The 25,339-nt window shown below is 62.4% G+C and carries 23 protein-coding genes; 14 read left to right on the forward strand and 9 right to left on the reverse strand.

Annotation, left to right across the window (positions count from 1 at the left end; genetic code table 11):
- Positions 1 to 12: 12 nt before the first annotated feature.
- From JGU71_RS24825 to JGU71_RS24835, 3 genes are read right to left on the reverse strand one after another with little or no spacing between them, the layout of a single operon-like run.
- Positions 13 to 1,527, reverse strand: a complete 1,515-nt coding sequence (locus JGU71_RS24825) for a succinic semialdehyde dehydrogenase (RefSeq protein ID WP_199707442.1) — start codon at positions 1,525 to 1,527, stop codon at positions 13 to 15.
- A complete protein-coding gene (locus JGU71_RS24830) occupies positions 1,524 to 3,152 on the reverse strand; it encodes a GMC family oxidoreductase (RefSeq protein ID WP_199707444.1) in 1,629 nt (542 codons plus the stop codon). Before JGU71_RS24830 ends, JGU71_RS24825 begins: the two co-directional genes overlap by 4 nt.
- The gene (locus JGU71_RS24835; RefSeq protein WP_307829852.1) at positions 3,153 to 4,754 is read right to left on the reverse strand and encodes a flavin-containing monooxygenase; all 1,602 of its coding nucleotides are present in this window, start codon (positions 4,752 to 4,754) and stop codon (positions 3,153 to 3,155) included. It lies immediately after the preceding gene.
- Positions 4,755 to 4,900: 146 nt separating this feature from the next.
- Between JGU71_RS24835 and JGU71_RS24840 the strand changes: the two genes are divergently transcribed.
- Positions 4,901 to 5,284: a Rieske 2Fe-2S domain-containing protein gene (locus JGU71_RS24840; protein ID WP_199707446.1), complete on the forward strand. Its 384-nt coding sequence runs from the start codon at positions 4,901 to 4,903 to the stop codon at positions 5,282 to 5,284.
- Here the strand turns inward: JGU71_RS24840 and JGU71_RS24845 are convergent.
- A complete protein-coding gene (locus tag JGU71_RS24845; RefSeq protein WP_199707448.1) occupies positions 5,271 to 6,254 on the reverse strand; it encodes an alpha/beta hydrolase in 984 nt (327 codons plus the stop codon). The genes JGU71_RS24840 and JGU71_RS24845 overlap by 14 nt on opposite strands.
- Before the next feature lie 129 nt (positions 6,255 to 6,383).
- Between JGU71_RS24845 and JGU71_RS24850 the strand changes: the two genes are divergently transcribed.
- From JGU71_RS24850 to JGU71_RS30470, 13 genes are all read left to right on the forward strand, one after another.
- A complete protein-coding gene (locus tag JGU71_RS24850) occupies positions 6,384 to 7,313 on the forward strand; it encodes an oxygenase MpaB family protein (RefSeq protein WP_199707450.1) in 930 nt (309 codons plus the stop codon).
- A gap of 206 nt (positions 7,314 to 7,519) precedes the next feature.
- Entirely contained in the window at positions 7,520 to 8,101 is a 582-nt protein-coding gene (locus JGU71_RS24855) for a TetR/AcrR family transcriptional regulator (RefSeq protein WP_199707452.1), read from the forward strand.
- A gap of 319 nt (positions 8,102 to 8,420) precedes the next feature.
- A complete protein-coding gene (locus JGU71_RS24860) occupies positions 8,421 to 8,888 on the forward strand; it encodes an SRPBCC family protein (RefSeq protein WP_199707454.1) in 468 nt (155 codons plus the stop codon).
- 40 nt (positions 8,889 to 8,928) lie between these two features.
- Positions 8,929 to 9,783 carry an MlaE family ABC transporter permease gene (locus tag JGU71_RS24865; protein WP_199707456.1) on the forward strand — a complete coding sequence of 285 codons (855 nt, stop codon included), beginning with the start codon at positions 8,929 to 8,931 and terminating at the stop codon, positions 9,781 to 9,783.
- On the forward strand, positions 9,783 to 10,649 hold the full coding sequence (locus tag JGU71_RS24870) for an MlaE family ABC transporter permease (RefSeq protein WP_199707458.1): 867 nt from the start codon (positions 9,783 to 9,785) through the stop codon (positions 10,647 to 10,649). The genes JGU71_RS24865 and JGU71_RS24870 overlap by 1 nt, the downstream gene beginning before the upstream one ends.
- On the forward strand, positions 10,613 to 11,701 hold the full coding sequence (locus tag JGU71_RS24875) for an MlaD family protein (RefSeq protein WP_199707460.1): 1,089 nt from the start codon (positions 10,613 to 10,615) through the stop codon (positions 11,699 to 11,701). Before JGU71_RS24870 ends, JGU71_RS24875 begins: the two co-directional genes overlap by 37 nt.
- On the forward strand, positions 11,698 to 12,705 hold the full coding sequence (locus JGU71_RS24880) for an MlaD family protein (protein ID WP_199707462.1): 1,008 nt from the start codon (positions 11,698 to 11,700) through the stop codon (positions 12,703 to 12,705). Before JGU71_RS24875 ends, JGU71_RS24880 begins: the two co-directional genes overlap by 4 nt.
- On the forward strand, positions 12,693 to 13,733 hold the full coding sequence (locus JGU71_RS24885) for an MlaD family protein (protein ID WP_199707464.1): 1,041 nt from the start codon (positions 12,693 to 12,695) through the stop codon (positions 13,731 to 13,733). The genes JGU71_RS24880 and JGU71_RS24885 overlap by 13 nt, the downstream gene beginning before the upstream one ends.
- The gene (locus tag JGU71_RS24890; protein WP_233530066.1) at positions 13,733 to 14,833 is read left to right on the forward strand and encodes an MlaD family protein; all 1,101 of its coding nucleotides are present in this window, start codon (positions 13,733 to 13,735) and stop codon (positions 14,831 to 14,833) included. The genes JGU71_RS24885 and JGU71_RS24890 overlap by 1 nt, the downstream gene beginning before the upstream one ends.
- Positions 14,834 to 14,853: 20 nt before the next feature.
- Positions 14,854 to 15,897 (forward strand): MlaD family protein, encoded by a 1,044-nt coding sequence (locus JGU71_RS24895; RefSeq protein ID WP_307829855.1) that lies wholly within the window; start codon positions 14,854 to 14,856, stop codon positions 15,895 to 15,897.
- On the forward strand, positions 15,894 to 16,859 hold the full coding sequence (locus JGU71_RS24900) for an MlaD family protein (protein ID WP_199707468.1): 966 nt from the start codon (positions 15,894 to 15,896) through the stop codon (positions 16,857 to 16,859). The genes JGU71_RS24895 and JGU71_RS24900 overlap by 4 nt, the downstream gene beginning before the upstream one ends.
- A gap of 39 nt (positions 16,860 to 16,898) precedes the next feature.
- Complete coding sequence (locus JGU71_RS24905; protein ID WP_233530067.1) at positions 16,899 to 17,510, forward strand: hypothetical protein; 612 nt, start codon at positions 16,899 to 16,901, stop codon at positions 17,508 to 17,510.
- 131 nt (positions 17,511 to 17,641) lie between these two features.
- Positions 17,642 to 18,865 carry a PucR family transcriptional regulator gene (locus JGU71_RS30470; protein ID WP_199707470.1) on the forward strand — a complete coding sequence of 408 codons (1,224 nt, stop codon included), beginning with the start codon at positions 17,642 to 17,644 and terminating at the stop codon, positions 18,863 to 18,865.
- A gap of 24 nt (positions 18,866 to 18,889) precedes the next feature.
- Here the strand turns inward: JGU71_RS30470 and JGU71_RS24915 are convergent, their stop codons facing one another.
- The 5 genes from JGU71_RS24915 to dxr form a co-directional block, all read right to left on the reverse strand.
- Positions 18,890 to 20,704 (reverse strand): penicillin-binding transpeptidase domain-containing protein, encoded by a 1,815-nt coding sequence (locus tag JGU71_RS24915; RefSeq protein ID WP_199707472.1) that lies wholly within the window; start codon positions 20,702 to 20,704, stop codon positions 18,890 to 18,892.
- 52 nt (positions 20,705 to 20,756) lie between these two features.
- A complete protein-coding gene (locus JGU71_RS24920; RefSeq protein ID WP_199707663.1) occupies positions 20,757 to 21,593 on the reverse strand; it encodes a GNAT family N-acetyltransferase in 837 nt (278 codons plus the stop codon).
- Positions 21,594 to 21,660: 67 nt separating this feature from the next.
- The gene (ispG, locus tag JGU71_RS24925; protein ID WP_199707474.1) at positions 21,661 to 22,827 is read right to left on the reverse strand and encodes a flavodoxin-dependent (E)-4-hydroxy-3-methylbut-2-enyl-diphosphate synthase; all 1,167 of its coding nucleotides are present in this window, start codon (positions 22,825 to 22,827) and stop codon (positions 21,661 to 21,663) included.
- A gap of 52 nt (positions 22,828 to 22,879) precedes the next feature.
- Entirely contained in the window at positions 22,880 to 24,103 is a 1,224-nt protein-coding gene (locus tag JGU71_RS24930; RefSeq protein ID WP_199707476.1) for a M50 family metallopeptidase, read from the reverse strand.
- A gap of 6 nt (positions 24,104 to 24,109) precedes the next feature.
- Entirely contained in the window at positions 24,110 to 25,255 is a 1,146-nt protein-coding gene (gene dxr, locus JGU71_RS24935; protein WP_199707478.1) for a 1-deoxy-D-xylulose-5-phosphate reductoisomerase, read from the reverse strand.
- Positions 25,256 to 25,339 lie beyond the last annotated feature (84 nt).

Here is a 25,339-nt window from a genome sequence, read left to right on the forward strand (position 1 = left end):
CGGTCTTGATATTCAGCGTCCGAACATCAACACCATCAGCCGTTCGAAGAAGCGAGACCGCTTCACCGAATTGGGGAACATGGTCGGTTCATGGGTCAAAGCGAACCGTGTGGTCAGGATGGTGTGGGTGTCGCAGTACTTTCGGATGCCTTGCTTACCGTGGCGTCCCCCGAGGCCGGATTCGCGTGCGCCTGCGAACGGGGCTTCCTGTGCCAGGTAGCTCATGATCGCGTCGTTGATCCAGGTGTTGCCTGCGTCGAGACGACGAGCGAGTCGGTTCGCTTTGGCGATGTCGCGAGTGAAGATGCTCGACCCGAGCCCGTAGGGGCTGTCGTTCGCAAGACGCACTGCCTCTTCGTCGTTGCGCACCTTCATGATCGGCAGCAACGGCCCGAAAGTTTCCTGGGTCATGCAATCCATCGTGTGATCGACATCGACAAGCACTGTCGGTTCGAAAAAGCGGCCCACGCCCGGCCTACGATGCCCGCCGACGACTGCGCGCGCTCCCTTCGTCAGAGCATCGGCGACGTGAGCCTCGATGATCTCCAACTGCGGCGGGAAAGTGATTGCTCCGACGTCCACCGATCCATAGTCGGCTGGTTCCCCTTGGCGTAGCGCGGCGACCTTGTCGGCGACTTTGGCGACGAACTCGTCGTAGACCGGTTCTTCGACATAGACCCGCTCGATCGCCATACAAATTTGACCAGCGTTACGCATCGACCATTCGACGGCGACATTGACGGCGCGATCGATATTGGCATCGGCAAGCACGATCATCGGATCTTTGCCGCCGAGTTCGACCGAACATGGAATCAGCCGTTCGCCGCACGTCGCAGCGATCCGACGGCCGGTCCGGGTGGAGCCGGTGAACTGGATCATGTCCGCGGTGTCGACAAGGGCCGCACCAGTTTCCCCCGCCCCTGTCGCAACAAGCAGGACGTCGTCGGGGAACCCGACCTCGCGCGCACCCCGCACAACGAACTCGACTGCAAGCGGGGCGATTTCGCTCGGCTTGATGACGACGGTGTTGCCGGCCATCAGAGCCGGCAAAGCATCGCCGATGCTCAACGTCAGCGGATAGTTCCACGGTGCGATAACACCGACAACCCCGAGAGGACGGTGTCGTACGACTACCTTCTTGCCGAACACCAGCGGAGAATGGGTGCGCGGGGATTCGTCGGCAAGGTACTTGCGTGCATTCTTGGCCCAAAACCCCATCGAATCGGCGAGATAGAACAGTTCGGCAAGGAGAGCGTCCTCGCGGGTCTTCCCGTTTTCGGCGACGACGATGTCGACGATGCGTGCACGTTCGGCGACGAACCACTTGCGTAGCGCGCGGACGAGTCGTGCCCGATCCGCGAACCCGATTGCCTCCCAACGTGGTTGAGCTGCGCGCGCGCGGTCGACGAGTTGGGCGACCTCCTCGGCGGTCATGTTGTCCACGGTGCCGATGACTTTCCCAGTCGCGGGGTTGTCGATATCGATCGTCCGGCCAGTTGCGGCGGGTGTGCCGGTGGAAATGGTCATCGTGCACCCACTTCCGATACGCGCCCAACTGTGGTGGGCGGTGCGGCGCGGTCTGCCCGGACGAAGTCGGCGCACCGTTCACCGATCATGATGGCGGTCGCATTGGTGTTGCCGCGGATGATCGTCGGCATGACCGAGGCGTCGGCAATACGGAGATTGGCGACACCGTGGACTCGCAACTGCGGATCGACGACACCGTCTGCGGGACTGCCGATTCGGGCCGAGCACGACGGATGATAAGTGTGCTCGACGGAACTGCGGATCCAGGCGGCAATGTCGGCACGGGATTGGACTTCGACACCCGGGGTGATCTCGGCGCCCAAGACTTTGTGCGCAGGCGACGCGGCGGCGACGCGGCGCGCTAGTTCGACCGCTTCGACCATTTCTTCCATCTCCGAGTCCGTTGCGAGCATGTTGTACGTGACGGTGGGTTTGCGGGTCGGGTCGCTGGAGCGGATGCGGACTCGACCACGACTGTGCGGCGCGATGTAGGACATGGCGATCGTGGCTGCTGGGACGTCCCAGGCCATGGCGCCGTGGTTGTAGAAGAACGCGGGCGCGAAGAGGACTTGAAAATTCGGTGCCGCCAGAGAGGAATCCGTGCGCACATGACCGCCCGCTTCGGCGACGTTGCTCGCAAGTTTGCCGCGCCGACGCAGCAACCAATTCTTCAGATGTCGTGCATCTTCGGCGTCGAACAGCCCGATCTGACCCTCGCGGAGTTCGTAGGTCAGATAGACGAGCGGGTGCTCCATAAGATGCTCGCCGACAGCCGGTAGATCGACGATCGGCGCGACTCCAACAGATCGCAGGTGGTCGGCCGGGCCGATTCCTGAATGTTGCAGCAGTGCAGGGGTATTGAATGCGCCGGCAGCGAGAATCACCTCGCGAGCCGCTGAGATTCGCTCGACGTTGCCTTTACGATCGGTGACTTCGACACCCGTTGCTCGCCCGTCGTCGAGGACGATTTTGCGAACGAGGGTGTTGGTGCGGATCGTCAGGTTTCGGCGTCGCGACCGCAGGTACGCCTCCCGCGCGCTGAACCGTATGCCTCGTCGCTGGGTGACCTGGAATTGTCCGACGCCGTCCTGACTCGAGCCGTTGAAGTCATCGTTGACGGGAACGTGCAGGGCGTTCGCGGCGGCGTCGACCAGCGCCGAACTCACCGGGTCGATGTCACGGATGCGCGTCACATTCAACGGTCCGGCGCTGCCGTGATACTCGTCGTGAATGTGCTCGTTGCGTTCGGCCCGCGTGAAATAGGGCAGGACGTCGTCGTAGGACCAGCCCTCGGCGCCGTTTGCGGCCCACGTGTCGTAGTCGAGGCGATTGCCGCGGATGTAGATCATCGCGTTCATCGAGCTGCAACCGCCGAGCATCTTGCCGCGCGGGGAGAAGATCCGTCGTCCGTTGAGAGAGGACTCGGGTTCAGTCCAATAGTCCCAATCGAGCTTGGTGTGAAACTGCTTGGCAAAAGCCAAGGGAGCCTTCACTTCCAACTTCCGGTTGGACCCACCTGCCTCGATCAGCAACACCCGCATCGACCGGTCTTCACTCAACCGGGCAGCAACCGCACAGCCACCCGAACCCGCGCCTACCACGATGTAGTCGTATCTCTTGGACATCTATGCTCCCTGAAGTCTGTGAAACGAACCGGTTTGGCCGAGGGAGTCGTTCGCAACCTCGCCCGGTGCGGGTGCCGCCGAAACGACTCGAAACTCGTAGTCGTCCAGTGCGAACGTGCGCGACGCATGCCACGCTTCTCGCGCTGATGTCGGCCGGATGTAGGTGGTATCGCCGTGGTGGTCGTAGTAGTAGCTGTTGGCTGTCGCGCAGCTACCGAGTGCCCATACCGAGTGCGACATCCGTTCCCGCGCGAACTCCGTCCACCGATCCGCGGCCTCCTCGCGTACCTCGACGACGTCCGCGCCCCTACGACGGAACTCCTCGAGTACCCGGACGATGTGATTGGACGCTGTCTCCACCAGGTCGTGCCAGGTCCCACCGACCCAGCCGTAGGGTCCGAATATGGTGAAGTAATTCGGCAGCCCTGGCATGGACACACTTTCGTATGATCGGGCGCGGTGTTCGGCATAGAACGTGGCCAGGTCGAATCCGTCGCGGCCGCGCACCGGGGTTCGCCGATAGGCTGCCGGATCGGTAGCTGTCCTGAAACCTGTTGCGAGAATGAGTACATCGACTTCGCGTTCGATACCTGACACCGTTTCGACACCATGCGCTGTGATGCGCTTGATGGGGTCTGCAACCAGTTCCACGTTCGATCGGTTGAAGGTCCGCAGATAGGTGTTCGATGTGGCCGGTCGTTTGCATCCGAAGTCGTAGTCGGGGGTGAGCTTTCGGCGGGTGTCCGCGTCGCGCACCTGCGTGCGGTACCAGAATTCGCGGAGCACACGGGTGGCGCCGTGGTTGACCGTCGCCAGAGTTTCGTGGTTGACCGCGACGCCGATGAGGAGGATTTCCATCATGCGAGCCGCACTGTTACGAACCAGGCTCTGGACGGGCGGAACGGTCCGGAACAGCGCGGACGCAAGGGCTGGAGTTGTCATGTCCGGCTTGGGAGTGACCCAGATCGGCGTGCGTTGGTATACGTCCAGATGTGCGACTGCGTCGGCGATCTCGGGAATGATCTGCACTGCGCTGGCGCCGGTGCCGATGATCGCCACCCGCTTCCCGAAGAGTCCTACTCGATGATCCCAGGATGTCGAGCGCAGAATTGTTCCCTCGAAGTCGCCGATCCCCTCGATGGTGGGTGGCTTCGGCTCGATGAAGGGTCCGATCGCACTGATCACGAAACGGGCGGTCACTGGTCGGTCTGCGACTGTCAGCCGCCAGAGACTCTGGTCGTCGTCCCAGGCGCGTGCGGTGACCTCGCTGTTCAATCTGACGAGCCGGCGAATGTCGTACCGGTCCGCGCAATCGTCGACATACGACTTGACTTCGGCGCCCTTGGCGAACACGCGCGACCAGTCCGGCTTCAATGCGTACGAGAACTGATACCCCTGAGCCGGGACATCTACTCCGACACCCGGATAGGTGTTGTCGCGCCAGGTCCCGCCGATATCGGACGCCCGCTCGAATAACACAACATCGTGAATCCCGGCCCGCCGCAATGCAATAGCGGCACCGATGCCACTGAGTCCGGCACCGATGATCACCACTTCGTGATCGGGCCGCTCTGGTTTATCGGCCCTGTTCGTCACACTCACAAGCTCTCCGTCCTGACGCTGTCCGGGATGACAGTAGAACGAAATATCAGACTTGTCGATACAAATCGACTAATTAGTCTCGTTGACACTCCCCTCTCGGTTACCTAGATTCGCACCATGCAGCTCATTGCCGAAGAGGCCTTCGAATGAAAATCACAAGGCTCGTCGATGGAGCGATTCGCTCGGTCCTACGTCCAGGTGCTCGATCAGCCGCTGCCAAGCAGCGAGGTCCGGGACTGCTGCCCGGCCACGCGAAAGTCGTTGAGTCCGACGGCAAGCCGGTGGGTGTGTATTGCGATGCAGGCGGCCGCCTGCAGGCGGTCACCGCGATCTGCACGCACCTGGATTGGAAACTCGAATTCGATGTCGAGTCTCGAGCCTGGGCGTGCCCACGGCACGGAGCCAGGTTTGCAACCGACGGTGCCGTGCTCGCAGGTCCGGCCACAGACCCCTTGGCCGTTGTCCAACTTTCCGATCAGTTACGCAAGCGCTTGCAGCCGGATCCGCCCGAACTGCCTACGAACCATTAGCCGGATGTTCGATGCTCGGCACGGGCGCAGCGCCGATTCGAGAGATGATGAAGCTAGCCGCGTCGTCGAGCGCAGCACGGCTCTCGGGCAGCCAAGGAAACAATGTCGTGAAGGCGTGGATCTGGCCTTTCCAGATGCGCAGCGTGCATGGCACTCCTGCGGCATCGAGACGTGCGGCCATCAGTTCGGAATCGACGAACAAGACCTCCGAGTCGACGGCGATCAACAGGACCGGAGGAAGTCCGGACAGGGCCCCGTCCACGGGAGACGGCAACGCCTCCCCATTGGGCCCGGTTCCACCGCTACCGCCAACCGCGGCAAGCAATTTCGCAGGAAGGTAAGCATCGGAGTCGTTGTTCGGATGCGCGAGTTTCGTCGCACAGTCGAGGTCGAGCCAAGGCGAGAATCCGATCAAAGCTGCAGGTCCCCCCAACCCCGCCGCCGGAGCGGCCAGTGCGGTGGCGAACGCGAGGAATCCCCCTGCTGAATCACCCGCGATGACAATTCGCGCCGGATCGACCCCGCGGTTCACGAGCCAGCGGTAGGCCATGACGCAGTCTTCTACCGAGCCCGAGATCGGCGCATCCGGCAGCTGACGGTAGGCGACGTGCATCACCGCCAAACCGGTTCGACGAGCGATCGCGGCAACGACCGGTCGGTGCGAATTCAGCCCGCCGACTAGAAATGCGCCTCCGTGGAGATACAGCACGGCACCTCGTCGAAGATCCATCGGGCCGGTCGAGGGCCGGACGATCTCGGCATCGAAGCGCGCCAGGCATACCTTCTCTACGGTCACACCAGACGGCGGCGGCAGCACTTTCGCCGCACTCTCCACCGTGGCCGCGAGGACAACAGGCCAACCATTGACCGGAATACGTTGCAGCACAGGACGAACGACGAGCCGAAAGGTGGCGTGCACTGCCTGCGATTGCAAACTCGGCGCGGTACTGACAAGCGGCTGTGTGCTCACACGTTCTCCATTTCGAACCCTTAGCGGACAGGGACGACGCTACTGACGACAGAAGTCACATGCGAGACTAATCGACATATTCGTCTCGTTGACACCACGACGATTCCGGCTTATGTTGACGACATGCCAATGATCAGAGAACCAATCCGTTGCGAGGACGAAGGATTCTTCGGCCCCGATTCCATCTCGTGGCGCATCAGCGGCCCGACGATCTTTCCCGGCGTCGTGGGCACTGGTGCGTACTTCTTCCTCAATCCCTGGCTCGCGAACATCGGTGTTTCCAACTCGACAGGCGCTACCGACCCGTGGAAGCGGATCGTGTTGACCGCGGAGTACATGTTCGCCATCTACTTCGGCGACCGTGCCACCGCGCAACACGCCGCCGACCTCGTCAACCAGATGCACGACCATGTCAAAGGCACCTGGGGTCCAACCGGCGATCGGGTGCACTGCGCATCCGAGCCGCGGAACCTTATGTGGTTGTTGATTCCGTACGGCCAAGCCGCGTTGGACGCATACGACGCATATGGACCGCGGCGACTCACCGCCGAAGAACGCGACCGCTACTGGCGAGAGGAATCGACGATCGTCGGTGACCTCAATCGAATTCCGCGCGAGCTGATGCCGCAGTCGCAAGCCGAAGTCGACGCCTACCTGGAGACGGAACGGGCAAACCTGGCGTTGACCGAGGTCGGGCTCTATGTCTACAACGTTTTCGCTCCGAAGCCCACCACCGGTGTCGTACCCGCACTGATGGCGTTGCCGATGCGGATAGTGCTGGCGACCGGCCTCGCGATAACACCGAATTACTTGGTCCGGCTCTACGGCATGGTCCCGTATCCGGCCGCGATCAAGACCGCGATCAGGATCACGCACCGCCCGCTGTTCGCGGCCTTGACAGCCACGCCCGGGTTGCGTGACGCCATTCCTCTTTCAGTGAGCGCGCCGGTGCGCACGCTGGTGCGACAGGCACGAGCGGCTGCACGGACAGGGAGGTACGACCCTGTGACTACGGACAGCGCAGGACCCCTTCCCGTGGTCGACCGGGTCTCGCTCTGACATTCTCGGTACGACGCAGAGACGCGCCGCGGTGGCGATCCGGACCCGCGTGACAAAGATACGGTATTGTCCCACCATCGGGAGGGTCCCGGTGCTGATCCGACTATTCCGTGTCGGCTCGAGGCAGTTGAGGGGTTTGAGTCGTGGCTTCGTCGTACCCGGTCGAAAAACCTGACGCACCATCGACCCAAGACAGCTCCGAAGAAGTGACCGCACGAATCCTTGCAGCCGCCCAGAAGGAATTCGAGCTCGTCGGGATTCGGCGCAGCAGCATGAGTGACGTCGCGCGGCGGGCCGGTATATCGCGTGCCGCGGTCTATCGCAGGTATCCCGGCAAGGATTCCCTGGTGAAGGCGGTTGCCGGACGCGAAATGTTGGCGGTACTCGCGCGAGTTGCGGCTACGGTATCGGTCGCTCCCGATGCCGCCGGCACCGTGGTGCAGCTTGCGGTCGCCAGCGCCCGCGAACTACGCAGCAACCCGCTCCTTCTCAAGCTGCTGGAGACCGAGCCGGAAGAGTTGTACAACTATGGCGCGACCAGTGGAGATACTTCACTGCCTATCGTCCGAATGTTCATCGTGCAATACCTGCAGTCGCTGCGCGATCGCGACCGGCTCCTGCCAGAGGCCGACTTGGCCATGGCGGCAGAGATCATGATTCGACTGGCGACTACCCAGTTGCTCATGCCCGGCGGACTCATGCCGTTTCGGGATGACGCAGGAGTGGCCGAGTTCGCGCGTCGATACTTCGTTCCCCTCGTTGTTCGGGAAATACCCGCGACCGCGTAAGACTCTTGCCTTGGCTGCACCTCCCGCAGTGAGCGCGTACCGACAGCGTTGCTCGATCCAGCTCGAGACTCGTGACAGCAATACCGCGCCGAAGTCAGGTCCGTCTCTTATGCAAGCACCCGAGCACCACTCGGTATTTCTATAGAGACAACTGGACTAATTCGTCTCGTTGTTGACTTACGCGATCAACGCGCCTAAGTTGATCGAAAGGTCCAAGCGCACGTAGCTCAGGCCGATTCACATCGCCGCACACTCGCAATCGCCGCACTGGCACAGACAACAACCCGACATTCGCACGGGTCGGAGTGGAGAAAACGAAATGGTGGAGATTCGGACAACCGGAATCATCCAGCGGCCGGCGGCAGACGTGTTCGCCTACCTCGCCGACTACCGGCGGATGCACGAATGGGTCTTCGGCCTCACAACTGTCGAACCTGTCGGCCAATCCGATTACGGCCTCGGCGCCATCTTCGAAGGCTCGGTCGACCTGGGCCCCAAGACGCTCAGTTCCACGGCGCGCATCAGTGATTGGGAACAGGATCGCCGCATTTCGCTCGATTCGTTGTCCGGCTTCGAGTTCATCGCAACCATGCGACTCGACCAGGAGACGCCCGATCGGACCGCTCTCGACTTCGAACTGCGCTACGCAGAGTCGGGCGGGGTTGCAGCCAAGGCATTCGCCCGAACCATCGAGCCGCTACTCGCGCTTGCCGCCCGGGTCACGACAACCAAGTTGTGCGAAGCATGCGTACTCGCGACAGCGCAACCGCCGTCAGCAACTGCGTAATCCGAACTGCCAGAAGGTTTTCAGAGAAGAAGGTCAAGTCATGGTGTCCGTCGCACCCCCGATTGCACAGGAGAAGTCACCGTCGCCGGTGCAGATCGTCCGCAAGAACTTCTCCGAGACTTTCGCCTCGAGCCTGAAGACATTCGGTCGCACCATCGGTGTCGGTTTCGAGTCGGTGAGCGGCGCTGCCAGCGACATCGTCCGGCTCCGGTTCCAATACCGAGAGATGTTGCATCAGTGCTGGTACCTCATCACCGTCACTGCCATCCCTGCGATCCTGATGGCGATCCCCTTTGGAGTCATCGTGACGCTGCAGGTCGGAAACTTGATCCACCAGCTCGGCGCAGATTCGCTGCTCGGCGCGGCAGGAGGCCTCGGGGTCATCAAGCAGGGGGCGCCGATGGCGACCGGATTGCTGTTGGGTGGCGCGGGCGCTGCAGCCATCGCCGCGGATCTGGGTGCGCGGACGATTCGTGAAGAAATCGATGCCATGAAGACGATGGGTATCAGCCCGGTACACCGGCTGGTTATTCCGCGGATGGTCGCGATGGTATTCGTCGCACCGTTGTTGAACGTTCTGATCATTTTCGTCGGGGTCGTCGCCGGATATGCCGTGGCCATCGGTGCCCAAGGCGTGACAGCCGGTAGCTACTGGCAGACCTTCGGTTCCTTCACCACGGTCACAGACGTGTGGCTGTCACTGATGAAATCGATCATCTTCGGGTTCCTGGTCGTGATCATCGCCTGTCAGCGTGGGCTAGAGGCCAAAGGCGGTCCCCGCGGGGTGGCCGACAGCGTGAATGCTGCTGTTGTCCTATCGGTGGTGTCGATCGTCGTTGTGAATCTTGTGATCACGCAGATCTCGACAATGTTCCTGCCCACAAGGTTGGCATGATGAGCGCATCGACTTACGCCCCGAAGGGCCTCGGCTGGGCGTACCGCTTTGCCGCATCGCGCGGTCGGCTGACCGCTCCGTTCGAAACCATCGGCTACGTGCTCAGCTTCGCCTGGCAGGCCATCTCGGCAATTCCGTTGACGCTCAGGAAGTATCGCGCTGAAACGCTGCGCACGATAACCGATATGACGTGGGGTCGCGGTTCGCTCATCGTCGGTGGCGGAACTGTACCGATGCTGATCGTGCTCGGCATGGTGATGGGCGCTTCGGTCGGTATCGAATCCTTCGCCACCCTCGACATGATCGGGCTTGGACCGGTCACCGGTGTCGTCTCCGCATTCGCCAACACCCGCGAACTCGCCCCGATTGCCGCCGGAATCGGCTTCGCCGCCCAGGCGGGCTGCCGAATGACGGCCCAGATCGGGTCTATGCGGATCTCGGAGGAAATCGACGCGCTGGAAGCACTTGGCCTGCGGTCCATCCCGTTCGTCGTCACGACGAAAGTGATTGCCGGCGCGGTCGCGATAGTACCGACGTTCCTGATCGCCTTGATCTTGAGCTATGCGTCTTGCAGCGCGGTGATCGTTGTGTTTCATGGACAAGCCGGCGGCGTCTACGACCACTATTTCTTCCAGTTCGTGAGCGGTTGGGATGTGACCGCGGCGGTGATCAAGATCCTGATCTTCGGTATCGCAGTCATCTTGATCCACTGCTACCAGGGGTTTGTAGCCACAGGTGGTCCCGAAGGTGTGGGAATTGCGTCCGGCCGCGCCGTCCGAGCCAGCTTTGTTGCCATCATCGCCCTCGACATGTTGCTCAGCATCGCACTGTGGGGCTTCAACTCGTCGATCAGTTTCACGGGATAAGCGCGATGCCCAAGTACGGCTTGCCTGGACTCTCGGTCGACAAACGTCGTTCCACTCGTATCGGTCTCGCCGCAGCCTGCCTCGTAGCGCTCCTGGTGGTCGCGTTGTTCGTCGTCGACCGACTCCGCGGCGACGATCGATTGCAAGTTGTCTTACGGACCGAACAAATCGGTGACGGCATCGTCGACGGTACCCAAGTCCGTCTCGACGGAGTAGCCGTCGGCGAGATCGAGACTATCGAAAATGCGGCCGACGGTCAGCAGCTGATCACATTGCGGCTCAACCAGGCTCAACTGTTCGGGGTCACCGACACCCTCGATGTCGACTACGCGCCGTCGAACCTGTTCGGTATCAGCGAAATCGAACTTCGACGCGGATCCGGCGGCACGCCCCTACAAAACGCTGACCTGATCGACCTGACCGGAGCCAACGCAGAACGGGTCCAGGACGTCACCATGGGCAACCTGCTCCGCGCGGTCACCCGCACCGCCACCGATGTGTTGACCCCAGAACTCACCGACACCTTGACATCACTTGCCAGTGATCTGGAAGCGTTCACTCCGCTACTGGAGGCAATCGTCACCACCGGACGCAACGTCGCCGACACCCAGCGCTACGCTGCCTCGTTCCTGTTGGGGCAGTTCGGGTCCGCCCTCACCGGGGCTGCACCGATGGTCGGCGGCACCATCCAACTACTCGACACGCTCACCAACCTCGAGATTCTGAAAACCGACCGTGCGAAGTTCGACCAAGTTCTGCAGATAACCATTCAACAGCTGTTCCCCGGTATTTCCGACTTGCTCTTCACTGCCGAGAACTATTTCGCCGGATACGCCGACATGCTGCCGCCCGCCCTGGACGCTGCCGCACGGATGGTGCCGACCCCGCAGCTGTCGAGTACGCAACTGCGCGAACTGCTCGACCGGCTTGACGCTTCTTTCACCGATACCCCCGACGGTCCGATGCTCGACCTCGCGCTCGACCTGAGAGGCGTTCCGGCACTGTCGGTCCCCTTGCTAGGGGCCAACCCGCTACTGGGAGGGGAACGATGAAATCGCTGTTCGCCGTGACCTGGAAACTGACGTTATTCGTCGCCGTGATCGCTGTACTTCTCACGTTCATCATCGCCGCGATCAAGCGGCCCGTGGCCGGCGACACCCACAGCTATACAGCAGTTTTCACCGACGCGAACGGACTCAAGACCGGTGACGACGTGCGGATGTACGGGGTTCAGGTCGGCAAGGTCCAAACGATCCGTCTCGACGACAACCAGGCCAGCGTTGGACTCACCGTGCAAGACGATCGGTCGGTCTACGACACGAGTACGCTCGCCATTCGCTATCAAAATCTGACCGGCCAGCGCTATGTCGACATCCAACAACCGCAGCAACCTGGCACCGAGATCGGCGCAGGAACGACGATCGGCACCGACGCGACCATCGCGTCCTTCGACATCACCGCACTGTTCAACGGCCTCGAGCCGGTGCTCGCCGAATTCTCACCTGGCGCACTGAACCAGTTTGCCGAGAGCCTGCTGGCGGTGATCGACGGAAACGGTAGCGGCATCGGTCCGGCGTTGGACGCGATCGAAACACTGAGCAAATACGTAAGCGATCGGCAAAGCGTGATTTCGGCCTTCGTTGCCAATCTGAAGCAGATCTCCGAGCAGATCGGCGGGCGTTCGCCTCAGCTGATCACTTTGATCAACGGGATCACCCAGGTCTTCATCACCCTGCAGGAGAATTTCGACGGCGTGGTCGATTTTGCGATGACTGCGCCACCCGTTCTCACACCGCTGAACAGCCTGCTTGCCACTGTCGGACTCACCCCGGACACAAATCCCGACCTCGACAACATAGTCGGGTTGCTCTTCCCAGATCCGGATCACGCCGTCGAAGTTCTCGGTCGGATACCTTCGCTGCTGCAGTCGCTGAATGCGCTGGTCCCCGACACAGGCCCCGGGGTGAACCTCGCCTGTTCGAACGGGAACGCGACCGCTCCCGGACCGCTGCAGGTACTCATCGCCGGTCAGAGGATTTCGCTATGCAACAAGTGAAGACAAAGGCGCGCAATTGGTTTCAGCTCGCCGCAAATCGGCCGATACCAACCGAGAAACAGTCTGCACGCGCGCAGTTCCGCTTGGGGATCGTAGGTGCTGCACTTGTGGTGCTCGCGCTGATCGGCGCCGGCGTGTTGTATGCGCTGCCACTTGGAAAAGCAACGTACACCGCCGAACTGGCCGAGGCCGGCTCGGTCAAGGTCGGTGACGATATTCGGGTCGCCGGCATCCCGGTCGGAACAGTGACCTCCATCGACCTCCACTCCAACAGCGTGACAATGTCGTTCACCGTCGACGACGACGTCTTCGTCGGCGACGAAACAACTCTCGATATTCGGATGCTCACCATCGTGGGGGGCCATTACGTGGCCCTTTTTCCCGCTGGCGAGTCACCGCTCGACGACTCTGTCATTCCGCCCGACCGAACCCGGCTGCCATACAACCTGGCGCGAGCATTCCAGGATGCGGCCCAACCGATCCGCGACGTCGACGGCAACACGCTGCGCCAGAACTTCGCCGCGTTGCAGACGTCCCTCGATGGAAGTCCCGACGGTTTGCGCCGGGCGGGCAACGCAATCGATTCTCTCGTCGATATCCTCGTCGAACAGAACGACGACGTCTCGCGCACACTCGCGATCGCCGACGAGTATATGAGCGCTATCAACGGTTCGAAATCACTACTCGGAGAACTGATCCGGCGGATCAGCATCCTAGAAACAATCGTAATCGACAAGCGGGCCGAAATTCAGGAAGCTCTACGCGTCACCGACGAAGCTCTGTCGCGACTGGCAGTGCTCGGGCCTCACTGGGAAACCACGCTGAAACCGATGGCCCAGAAGCTGTCAGCCGCCATCCCCGAGCTGCAGCGCCTCACCGAGAAGCTCAGCGGCGCAGTGGATTCTGTCCGAAATTTGCTCGGTCGATTGCAACCGTTGGCTACCCCCGACGGCCTCGTCGTCGACCAATCGTCTTCGACCATCACCGCACCGGCACTATGTGTCCCCGTCCCTGGCAAGGCGTGCTGATGAATCGAATACTCGCTTCGCGCGGATTTATGTCGATCACAGGCGTCTTCGTCATGGGCGCGCTGGTCCTCGTCGGCTACTTCATCGCGTTCGATCCCGCGAAGAAGATGCAGAGCTACTGCGCAATAGTGCCCGACTCCATCGGCCTCTACACCGGCAACCATGTGACGATGCTCGGCGTGGCCGTCGGCACGGTGACCGATGTCCAACCGCAAAAGGATTCAGTGCGAGTCGATTTCGACGTCGACGCCGACTACCCCCTGCGCGGCGCAGTCTCTGCCACCACGGTCTCGGACACCCTGGTCGCCGACCGCAATCTCGCCGTGCTCGGGGAAGGTGAAGCAACCGAGTGGAATCCGGACGAGTGCATCACACGAACACTCACGCCGAAGAGTATGACCCAAACACTGAACGCACTCGGCAACCTCGCCGACCAACTCAACGGCGGCGAAAACCCAGTGGACGCCGACCGCATCAATGACGGCATCAGCGCCGTGGACAAAGCCATCGCCGGTACCGGCCCGCGCATCAACGAACTGATCAAAAAGCTCGGGGTCGCACTGAATTCGCCCGATGCGGCAATCGGGCATATCGGGGACCTGATAGACGTGCTGAACGAGTTGTCGGCAAGTGTGTCCACCGGGTGGGGTGACATCAAGACAATGCTGGTCCCGTTCGCGGGCGTGCTCGACTACGTCAACGAGCAGGTGTGGTTGCCCATCGCAGGCATCATCGATTCGCTGCGAGTGCTCATTCCCGTTCTCAACGACATCACCACCATGTTCGGCGAACCGATCCTGCAGGTGCTCGACGCCACCGTGCCGGTCGTCAAATTCATCGGCGCCAACGTCGGGACACTACAGGAGATCATCACCATGATCCCACCGATCGTCACCGCCTTCTCACAGTCGACAAATCCGCAGACCGGTGCACCAGCACTGACCTACGCACCGCCGAAAGTTGCTATCCCACAATCGAATGCGCACGAAGTCTGCGCGGCCGTGAATGTGATCTCACCTGGCCGGTGCGCCTCGGCCGACGACGGTCTGGCAACCGTGGACCTGCTTTCCGTCGTGCTCGGATCGGCGGGTACGCCATGAGACGAAGTCGAGGACACATCGTGGCCGCCGTGCTGCTCGCGGCAGTGCTGTCGGTCGGCGGGTGCGCGTTCGATCCGTCGTCGGTTCCGCTGCCAGGCACCACCGTGTCAGGGCAGACGTATCGAATCCACATCGAGTTCGCGAACGCGCTCAACCTTCCGGCGCGAGCGAAAGTCGCATCGAACGGTATCCAGATCGGGTCGCTGCGATCCGTGCGACTCGTCGATCCGTCCGAAAGTCGAGAGGGTTACGTCGTCGCCGACGTCGACATCTCCGAGTCGGTGAAACTGCCGACCAACACATCCGCACAGCTTCGGCAAGCCACGGTTCTCGGCGATATCTACATTGCTCTGGTCACTCCATCGGACGGCTACGACACGCCCATTCCACCCGACGGCACGATTGGTCTTGCGCAATCCCAACCCGCACTACAGATCGAAGACGCCATGGCAGGGATCGCGACCTTCGTCGGCGGCGGCGCCTTCGACCAAGCCCAAGACATCATCAACCGGATGAATTCCGTTCTCCCACAAGATCCGAACGATACCGCGCGAATTTCGAGTGTCCTCGGCGCAAACTTCATCGACGTGTCGGAAAACCTGAACCAAGTCGATGCACTGTTGGACGGAATGACCGCGGACGCCGCAGTCGTTTCGGACAACGGACCTGCGCTGAGCCAACTACTCACCGACGAGGGGGCAGCACAGGCGGTCAACTCGATGAACTCCCTCGTCGCGACCCTTGATCTGTTCGGCGCACTGGGAACGGTCGCACACTCCTTGGAATGGTTGACACCACTGTTCACCTCCGCCGATGCCGCAGCAAAAGCCTTCGTGCCGTTGGCATTTACCAGTCGCCCGCTCGACCTGACCGCTCCGTCGAACCTGAACAGACTGGTGGACTTAATTCGCGACAAGCTCATACCGTTCGTCGAACATGGCCCGAAGCTCAACATCGTCGACGTGAATACGACACCCACGACCGCAGCGTCACCGGCTGTAGCGACCGACGAGCAAGTCGCTCGCATAATTGCCACACTGCGCATGATCGGAGCGGTCCGATGACAACCAAACTCGGTTCGATCATTTCACTGACCGCACTAGCCACCGTATTGATCGTCGGGCTCGGCTATCTCACGTTCGGCGTCGTGCGCGTGGAATGGTTCAAGGACTACACGACCGCGACCATGGTATTGACCAATTCGGGCAGCCTGGGTCCGGACTCCCCCGTGTTGCTTTCCGGCGTCGAGGTCGGCGACGTGACGTCGATCGACAATGTTGCCGATGGGGTCCGAGTGGAGTTCCGCGTCGAGGACAAGTTCGACATACCGATCGCAAGTACGGTTCTCATCGAAAATCTGTCCGCCCTCGGTGAACCATACGTCCAGTTCACGCCGACCACAGGCGACGGGCCATACCTGCAGAGCGGCCAACAGATCGACACCCGCACGATCCAGATGCCGCTGTCCATCCCCGATGTCGCCAGCACCGTGACCAACCTGATGAATCAACTCGACCCAGAAGCCATCAGCTCCATCGTCGACACGTTCAGCCAGGCCCTGGCCGGTCTCGAAAACGTCGTTCCCGATCTGGCACGGTCGACCTCGTTGTTGGCAGCGACGATCCTGAGCCGCACACCCGAGGTGCGCGGTTTGCTGACCGACTTGCAGGCGATCGGCTCCGACATGGAGTGGACAGGTCCTTCGATGGCGTCGGCCGGGCCGTTGTGGGCGGACTTCGGCGTCAAGGTGGAGATGGTGGTCGAATCCCTCGCCAAGTTCGTCCGGCTGCCAGGCGTGCCGGACAGCTACATCACGGGCAACGGCATCGTCCCATTCCTGCCCAAACTGACCGCATATTTCGAAGAGGTCGGACCCGATCTCGAAGTGTTGGTACCAGTCATCCAGCCGCTCGCTGCGACCGCCACCGCCTCGATACCGGCCATCGATCTCAGCAGCCTGATCGCGCAGGCACTCAGCACGACCGCCGACGACGGCGCGATCCATCTGCAAATCAACGTCAAATAGACCCGACAGACACTCGAGACGACTTCAGTTGGAGTAGACATGGCAACGGCAGCCCCAGAGAAGACCGAGGATCAGATGACCAACGAAGGCGACGAAAGCCCCTCCGCTACAAAGGAATCACGGAAACCAGCGACACTGTCGATTCGCAGATCCACTGCTGCCCTCAGCGCCGTCATCGTCGCCCTCGTTGTTGCACTCGCTGTTGCCGGTGGCATGCTGTGGTCGGCCAAAAGCGACCTACGCAACCGCGATGCCAAATCCTCCGACGACCAGCACGCCGAACAAGTGGCTACCGACTACGCCATCGGGGCATCCAACATCGACTACAAGGATGCCGACGCGTGGCTCCTCAGGCTCAAGGCAGGTACAACGCCGGAACTGGCGAACAAATTCGACGCCACCGGACCAAAACTGCAAGAACTGTTGATACCGCTGCAGTGGACCTCCAGTGCAGCCCCCATCGAGGCCGCCATCGCCTCCGAGACCGGCGGCATCTATGTCGTGAACGTCTTCCTCAACGTCACCTCCACAAGCGCACAAACTCCGAGTGGCGCGCAAACTACGGTCACCTACAACGTGACCGTCGACAGGAACAACGACTGGAAGATCACCGACGTCGGCGGCATGGACGGCGCATTGCCAGGAAAGTAGCGCGCCAGTGACACGTATCTGGAGTCGAGCGAGGGTGGTCAGCCCACACAACGCCTGCTAGGTTCACGGTACCGGCGGTACTGCATTCATGCCCGCCGGAGACGTATTCGACAACGGTGTTGGAAGGTCTCGTGACGGGAACAAGTCGCAGCTCAGGGGTCAGCGCAGGTGGCACTGCCGAACTGCTAGATCGACATTCGGCGGTGGTCGGTCTGGCGGCCCGAGCACGCGCGCTGGTCGAAGAATTCACAACCGAAGCCGCGCCGTTCGACCGCGTGCCACGCGCACTGCTCGACGCCGACTTCGTCCCAGCGGCCCATCTGAACGTGACGCTATTTTTCCGGAGCTGGCTAGAGGGGTGCGAGCCGTCCGACGTCGACACCCGCCCACTGGTCGACCGTGCGGTCTCGCTTATGCGCGACGGCATGCCCCTGCACGATGTACTCGAGAACTATCGGGTCGGCGTCTTCTTTCTGTGGTCCCAGCTGGCAAGCAGCGCCTCACAAGCGGAACAACCGCTGCTGAGCGAAGTGGGTCTGCCGTTGACCAAATACCTCTCCCTCGTGATGGCCCGCATCGCAAGTGCATGTGTGGAGGAAGCCCGCACCCGGCCGTGGGACGAGCTGGAGCGTCGACGCGGCATCCTCGACGCGCTGCTCGCGGGCCGCGATCCCGCTGCGTGGACCAACGGCGAGCCCGCCGAGGTTGGGGAATCCTTTCTCGTCGCCGTCGTACGACTAGGCGAACCCAGCCCGGGCACACTCACCGAATTGCGCCACCGGATTCACGACCTACCCGGCTCGCTCCTTCGTCGCGATGTCGGCGGCTGGACAGCATTGATCCCTGTCGAGCCCGCTGCCGACAGTGCCGCGGCGACAGCGGAACTCGCCGCGCGGCTAGGACCGCGAGCAGCGGATGGCACGCCGCCGTCTCTGTGGGTCGGGGTCTCGCACGCATCGACGCACACCGCCGTGCCCGCATCCTTCGCCGAAGCAAGGGTGGTCGCGGAACTGGGTCGCTGTCTCGCGCGTGAAGAAATCGTGTGCCGTCGGCAAGACCTGCGCTTCGAGTACGCAGTCGCCGTGGACAGCTCGGCCCGCCACGAACTGGCCTCGGTGCTGCAACCACTCGCCGACCAACCCGTTCTCGCACAGACTCTCGACGCGTTCTTCACCAACGATTGCAACCAGAACGCAGCAGCACGGATCCTGTGCGTCCACCGGAACACCGTCACCTACCGCTTACTCAGAATCGGCGAACTCACCGGTTACGACCCCCAGCATCCAGCCGAGGCCATGACGCTGTCCGCCGCCCGAATTGCGGCATTGCTGGAATCGAAATCGTTCGCTGCCTGATCGTTCGACCGAAGCCGCTGCGGCTCAGTACTCCTCGGGCAGCACCGAGAACATGTCGCGGGTGACCGCAACGGCATTGTCGGAGCTACCGCCCTTCACAACCAGCGTCGCGAACGCGATGTCACCTCGGTAACCGACGAACCAGGCATGCGATCCGCCTTCGACCTCGGCTTCTCCGGTCTTGCCGTACACCTCTCCCTGGTCGGCGATCCGGGTCGCGGTGCCGCTCGTGACGACCAGACGCATCATTCCGCGCAGCCCGTCCACCATCGCAGGGGTGATGACCGGAGGGTTCCCTTCGACCTTCGTGTCGAAGCCCGAGATGAGCTGCGGAACCGGCGTCGAACCGCGCGCGACCGTTGCAGCCGCCAACGCCATCCCGAACGGGCTGACGACAACCTTGCCCTGACCGAACCCGTCTTCGGTTCGCTGCACGAGGTCGTCCGCGGGTGGCACCGACCCGGAATCGGTCGGCAGACCCTCGACGTCGTAGGTCGGGCCGATGCCGAGTTCCGCTGCAGCCACATTCAGAGCGTCAGGCTGCATCTCGCTGGCCAGTTTGGCGAAGGAGGTGTTGCACGAGCGCGCGAACGCCGTCGCCATCGGGACCGAGCCCAAGGCGAATTCGTTGTAGTTGGGGATGCTGCGTTCGCCGATCACGATGCGTCCTGGACACGGCACCGAGGTGTCCGGCGTCGCGAGACCACCGTCGATCGCGGCGCCGGCAGTGATGATCTTGAACGTCGAACCCGGCGGATACAGGCCGGTCGTCGCAACAGGGCCATCTCGGTCCGCAGCCTTGTTCTGCGCGACCGCGAGCAGGGCACCCGTCGACGGCTGCACCACGACCATCATCGTCTGCTCGACGCGCCGATCGACAGCCTCCTGGGCTGCCCGCTGGATCGGGCGATCGAGGCTGATCGAAAACGACCCGACCGGCTGCGGCGCCGTTTCGGTCAGCACGTCGGTGTCCACGCCGTTCGCGTTGATCGTGACGACACTCCACCCGGCCTTGCCGTCGACGTCGTCGATGATCGTCTTCTTGACCTGGCTGATGAGGTCGGGCGCAAAATCGCGTTCGGTCGCAACCAGATCCGCTTCGTCGCTCGTCGTCACGCCTGGCATGGTGGAAAGGACCATCGAGACTTGATCGAAGTCGTCCTGCTTGAGCGTCGCGACCTGATAGTCGCCCTTCACCGCCGTTGCGGATTCGACGATCGACTGAGCGGTGATGGTCGAATCGAAGCGGCCGAGTGCCGCCGCGAGCGAATTGGCGACCGCAACGACGTTCCCCGACTTCGCCGCATTCAACCTGATGCGATGAACGACGCCGGGCACAAGCACGTCGGATCCGGAATGCTCGTTGACCCGCGCCCGCGGTGCCGCCGTCGAGCGCAAAGCCATCCGCTGGGTGTCCCCTAGCTCGGGATGGACGTCGGTCGAACTCCACCGCACCGCCCACTCGCCGTCGCGCCTGCCCATCTGCAACTGCCCCGAGTAGGTCCAGACCCGATTCTTCGGCAGGTGCCACTCGTAGGTGTAGTCGACGGTCGCCGTGTCGCCGTTGATCCGAGCCGACCCGGTCGTCGCGGTCATGGACTCGGCCTGCAGGTCGTTCCACGTTGCCGTGAGCACCTCGAATGCCTTCTGTGGCTGGTCGGTGGCGCCGGCAGCTGCCGCTACGTCGCGCTCGGCGAATGCGTCGACGAAGCTGTCCGCAGCGGGTGAGGGACCGGCCGGCTTCGGGGTGCACGAGGCGACCCCGACAGCCAGTGCGGACACCGCGACAGTCACGACAACGCGCGCGACGAGCGACGTACGAAACCGGCGGATAGTCATCGGACACATCGTAATTCGCTCGTAGGCCACAGCCGGGGAGGCTGGCCGTCGATCAGTCGAGCAGTACGGTCGAAAAGGTGCCGACCTGTGTGAAGCCGATACGTTCGTAGGCGCGGCGGGCGGGCCGGTTGTAGTCGTTGACGTAGAGGCTCGCCGTTCTGCCCGACGCAACGATCATGTTGGCGACAGCTGCGGTACCGGCCGCGCCGAGTCCACGGCCGCGGCGCGCGGGATGCACCCACACTCCCTGGATCTGTCCGACCGAGCGGGACAGCGCCCCGACCTCTGCCTTGAAAACGACTTCGCCGTCCTCGAACCGTGCCCATGCGCGGCCCGTCGCGATCAGATTTGCGACGCGACGCCGATAACTCGTGCCGCCGTCGGTGGATCGCGGATCGACGCCGACCTCTTCGATGAACATGTCGATCGCGGCCGTCAGGTAGCGGTCGAGTTCACCGAGGGTCGCTGCTCGTACGTGCGGATCGGCGTCGATCACCGCGGGTTGCGCGATGGCGAGCAGAGGTTGGTCGGGACGCAGTTCCCTGGCTGGGCCCCACTCTCCGACGAGCATGTCCCACAGCGGAAGCGCGAGTTCGCGGCGTCCGACGATCGAGGAACACATCCGCGGGCTACGGCTGGCACGGTCGGCAAATGCCCGAAGGTCTTCCGAATTGCCCAGCAGTGGAACAAGATTGGCACCGGTGTAGCACAGCGATTCGGCGGGTCCGCCGCGACTCCACAGCTCACCCGGAAATGCTCCAGGGTTGAGCCCGAACTCCTGGATGCGAGCGGCAACCATGCAGGACGCGACGGGATCACTGTCGAGCACCCGCAGGACATGAGCGACATCGCGACTGCCCAGTTGCCGCGCACCGAGCACTTTCAACACGGCGGGCATCCCCGGCACGGATCGGACACATGTCCAGCGTGCCACGAACCAGCCGTATTGGGAACGATCAGGTGACGCTGACTACCGGCGCGCCGGATTCGGTGAGCTCGCCGTTCTCGCCGTACTCCTCCGCGATCCGCATCGCCTCTTCGATCAGCGTCTCGACGATCAACGCCTCCGGCACGGTCTTGATGACCTGCCCCTTGACGAAAATCTGACCCTTGCCGTTGCCGGAAGCGACGCCGAGATCGGCCTCACGAGCTTCGCCGGGACCGTTCACGACGCACCCCATCACCGCGACCCGCAACGGGATCTCCATGCCCTCCAAGCCTGCGGACACTTCGTTGGCGAGGGTGTAGACGTCGACCTGCGCACGACCACACGACGGGCAGGACACGATCTCCAGTTTGCGTGGACGCAGATTCAGCGACTGCAGGATCTGCGCGCCGACCTTCACCTCTTCGACAGGCGGTGCAGAAAGCGAGACACGGATGGTGTCGCCGATTCCTTCCGACAGCAGCGCACCGAACGCGACAGCGGACTTGATGGTCCCCTGAAACGCCGGACCCGCCTCCGTGACCCCGAGATGCAACGGGTAGTCGCACTGAGCGGCCAACTGCCGGTAGGCCTCGACCATGATCACAGGGTCGTTGTGTTTGACCGAGATCTTGATGTCGCCGAACCCGTACTGCTCGAACAGACTTGCTTCCCACAACGCCGACTCGACGAGCGCCTCCGGCGTCGCCTTGCCGTACTTCAGCATCAAACGTGGATCCAACGACCCGGCGTTGACGCCGATCCGAATCGGAGTGCCCGCGGCCAGCGCAGCCTTGGCCACTTCTTCGACGCGGCCGTCGAATTCCTTGATGTTTCCCGGGTTGACGCGCACCGCGGCGCAACCGGCATCGATGGCCGCGAAGATGTAGCGCGGCTGGAAGTGGATGTCCGCGATGACCGGGATCTGGCTCTTCTTCGCGATCGTCGCCAGCGCGTCGGCATCTTCCTGCCGCGGACACGCGACCCGGACGATGTCGCAGCCGGACGCGGTCAGTTCGGCGATCTGCTGCAGCGTCGCATTGATGTCGTGAGTCTTGGTCGTCGTCATCGACTGAACCGAGATCGGACTCTCGCTACCGACACTTACCGAGCCGACCTGCAACTGCCGGGTCTTGCGGCGCGGAGCGAGGACCGCTGCGGGTCCGGTCGGCATGCCCAATCCAACAGGGCTGGTCACTATGTGCCTACTTTCGAAGCTGATGGGCCGAGCTACTCCCCGATTCTATCCGTCAGGGAAAGAGCTGAATCGGGTTCACGATGTCTGCCGTCAATGTGAGCAGCATGTATGCACCGCCTATGACGATCACCACATAGGTCGCAGGAAGCAATTTGAGGTAGTCGACAGGCGGCCCCGCGGGCAGACCCCGTCGCGACCGCAAGCTGTTGCGAATCTTCTCGTAGATCGTCACCGCCATGTGGCCACCGTCGAGCGGCAGCAGCGGCAACAGGTTGAACGCGCCGAGGAAGAAGTTGAGGCTCGCGAGCAGGATGATGAAGGTGTCCCAGTACCCACGTTCGGCCGCTTGCCCGCCGATCGCGCTCGCGCCGACCACGCTGATCGGCGTCTCGGGATCACGCTCACCACCGGTGACTGCGTGCCACAGATCGACGACCTTGCTCGGCATCTGCGCAAGGCCGTGCAGAGTCTTGACGAACATGTCGCCGGTGAAGGCGACCGAGGCGGGAATCGCGGACAGTGGGTTGTACTGCGTCGGCGCCGGCCCCGCTGTACTCAGACCGACTCCGATCGCGCCGACCGTCTCGGACCGCTTCTCCTTGGTCTCGTTGTCGATCACCCAGCGCTGTACGCGCTCGACCTGCACGGGGATGGTCAGCGTCTCGTCGCCACGTTCGACGGTGAACTGCACGATGCCGGTCGCCGATTGCGTTTCCTTCACGACGTCCGTCGAGGTATGAGTCGTGACGTCGTTGACCTTGACGATGACGTCCGAAGGAAGCAGCCCGGCCCGTTCGCCTGGACCGGTGCCGGAACATTCGGCGAGCGTGCCGTCCTCGGCCTGGGTCGGAGCGACACAGCTGGCGCTGGTAACGGAGACCGTCGGATCACCGTTGAGATTGGGCAATCCCCAGCCGACCGCAAGAACCATGATGAGTATGAAGCCGAGGACGAAGTTCATCGCGATACCGGACGACATGACGACGAGGCGTTTCCACGTCTTCTGCCGGTACATCGCGCGATCGAGTTCTTCGGGTTGGATCTCGTCGAGCGCGGTCATCCCTGCGATATCGCAGAAGCCACCGAACGGCAGCGCCTTGAGCCCGTACTCGGTCTCGCCACGCTGCACCGAGAACACTTTCGGACCGAAGCCGACGAAGTACCGCCGCACCTTCATGCCGAGGCGTTGAGCCGCCCACATGTGGCCGCACTCGTGCAGCGCCACCGACGCTGCGATACCGAGGGCGAAGAGCACAACCCCCAAAACGAACACCATCCGGCTCTAGCCCTCCTGTTTCACGCGCTCACGCGCACGTTCACGCGCCCAACTGTCCGCGGCGAGCACATCGTCCAAGGTAGCGGGTTCGGCCGACCACTCGTCCGCATCGCCGAGCACACGCTGCACGGTTCGTACGATCGCCGGGAACCGAATGACGCCATCGAGGAAGGCCTGCGCGGCGACCTCGTTCGCGGCGTTGTATACCGCTGTGAGGCAACCACCGCGCTCCCCTGCTGCTCGCGCGAGTTCGACCGCTGGAAACACAGTACTGTCCAGCGGTTCGAACTCCCAGGTCGCTGCCTTCGTGAAATCGCACGCCGACGCAACGCCCGCGACGCGGTTCGGCCAGCCGAGTGCCAAACCGATCGGCAACTTCATGTCGGGTGGACTCGCCTGCGCAAGCGTCGAGCCGTCGGTGAACGTCACCATCGAGTGCACGATCGACTGCGGATGAACAGTCACATCGATGCGGTCGTACGGAATTCCGAACAGCAGGTGCGTCTCGATCAGTTCGAGGCCCTTGTTGACGAGTGTCGCCGAGTTCAGCGTGTTCATCGGACCCATCGACCAGGTCGGATGAGCCTTCGCCTCTTCGGGATTCACGTCTTCGAGCATCTCGGCGGTCCACCCGCGGAACGGTCCGCCCGACGCGGTCAGCACCAAGCGCGCGACCTCGTCGGCAGTGCCGCCACGCAGGCATTGTGCCAAGGCGGAATGCTCCGAGTCGACAGGAACGATCTGGCCCGGCGCCGCCGCACGGGTGACGAGCGAGCCACCCGCGACGAGCGACTCCTTGTTGGCAAGGGCAAGCGTGGCACCGGATTCCAGGGCGGCGAGGGTCGGTTCGAGACCGAGCGAACCGACAAGTGCGTTGAGGACGACGTCTGCTTCGGTACTGCGCACCAACTCGGTGACGGCACCGAGTCCGGAGTACGTCGCATCGATCCGAGCGCCTGCATCGGCATCGGCCACCGCGACGTTCGCTACGCCCGTCTGCTTCATCTGCTCGGCGAGCAGATCGAGCTTGCCACCGCCCGCGGCGAGACCGACCACCTCGAACTTGTCGGGGTTGGCAGCGATGACATCGAGGGCCTGCGTTCCGATCGAACCGGTGCTGCCGAGGAGAAGTACGCGAACAGTGTCGGACACAGGACCATTGTTCACTATCCGGAACGGTGAGCCCTACTAGCTACGACGATCGGTCGTATGTCACGATATGGCGAGCGAGAATTC

Source organism: Antrihabitans stalagmiti, from assembly GCF_016482825.1.
In the GTDB taxonomy this organism is placed as follows: domain Bacteria; phylum Actinomycetota; class Actinomycetes; order Mycobacteriales; family Mycobacteriaceae; genus Antrihabitans; species Antrihabitans stalagmiti.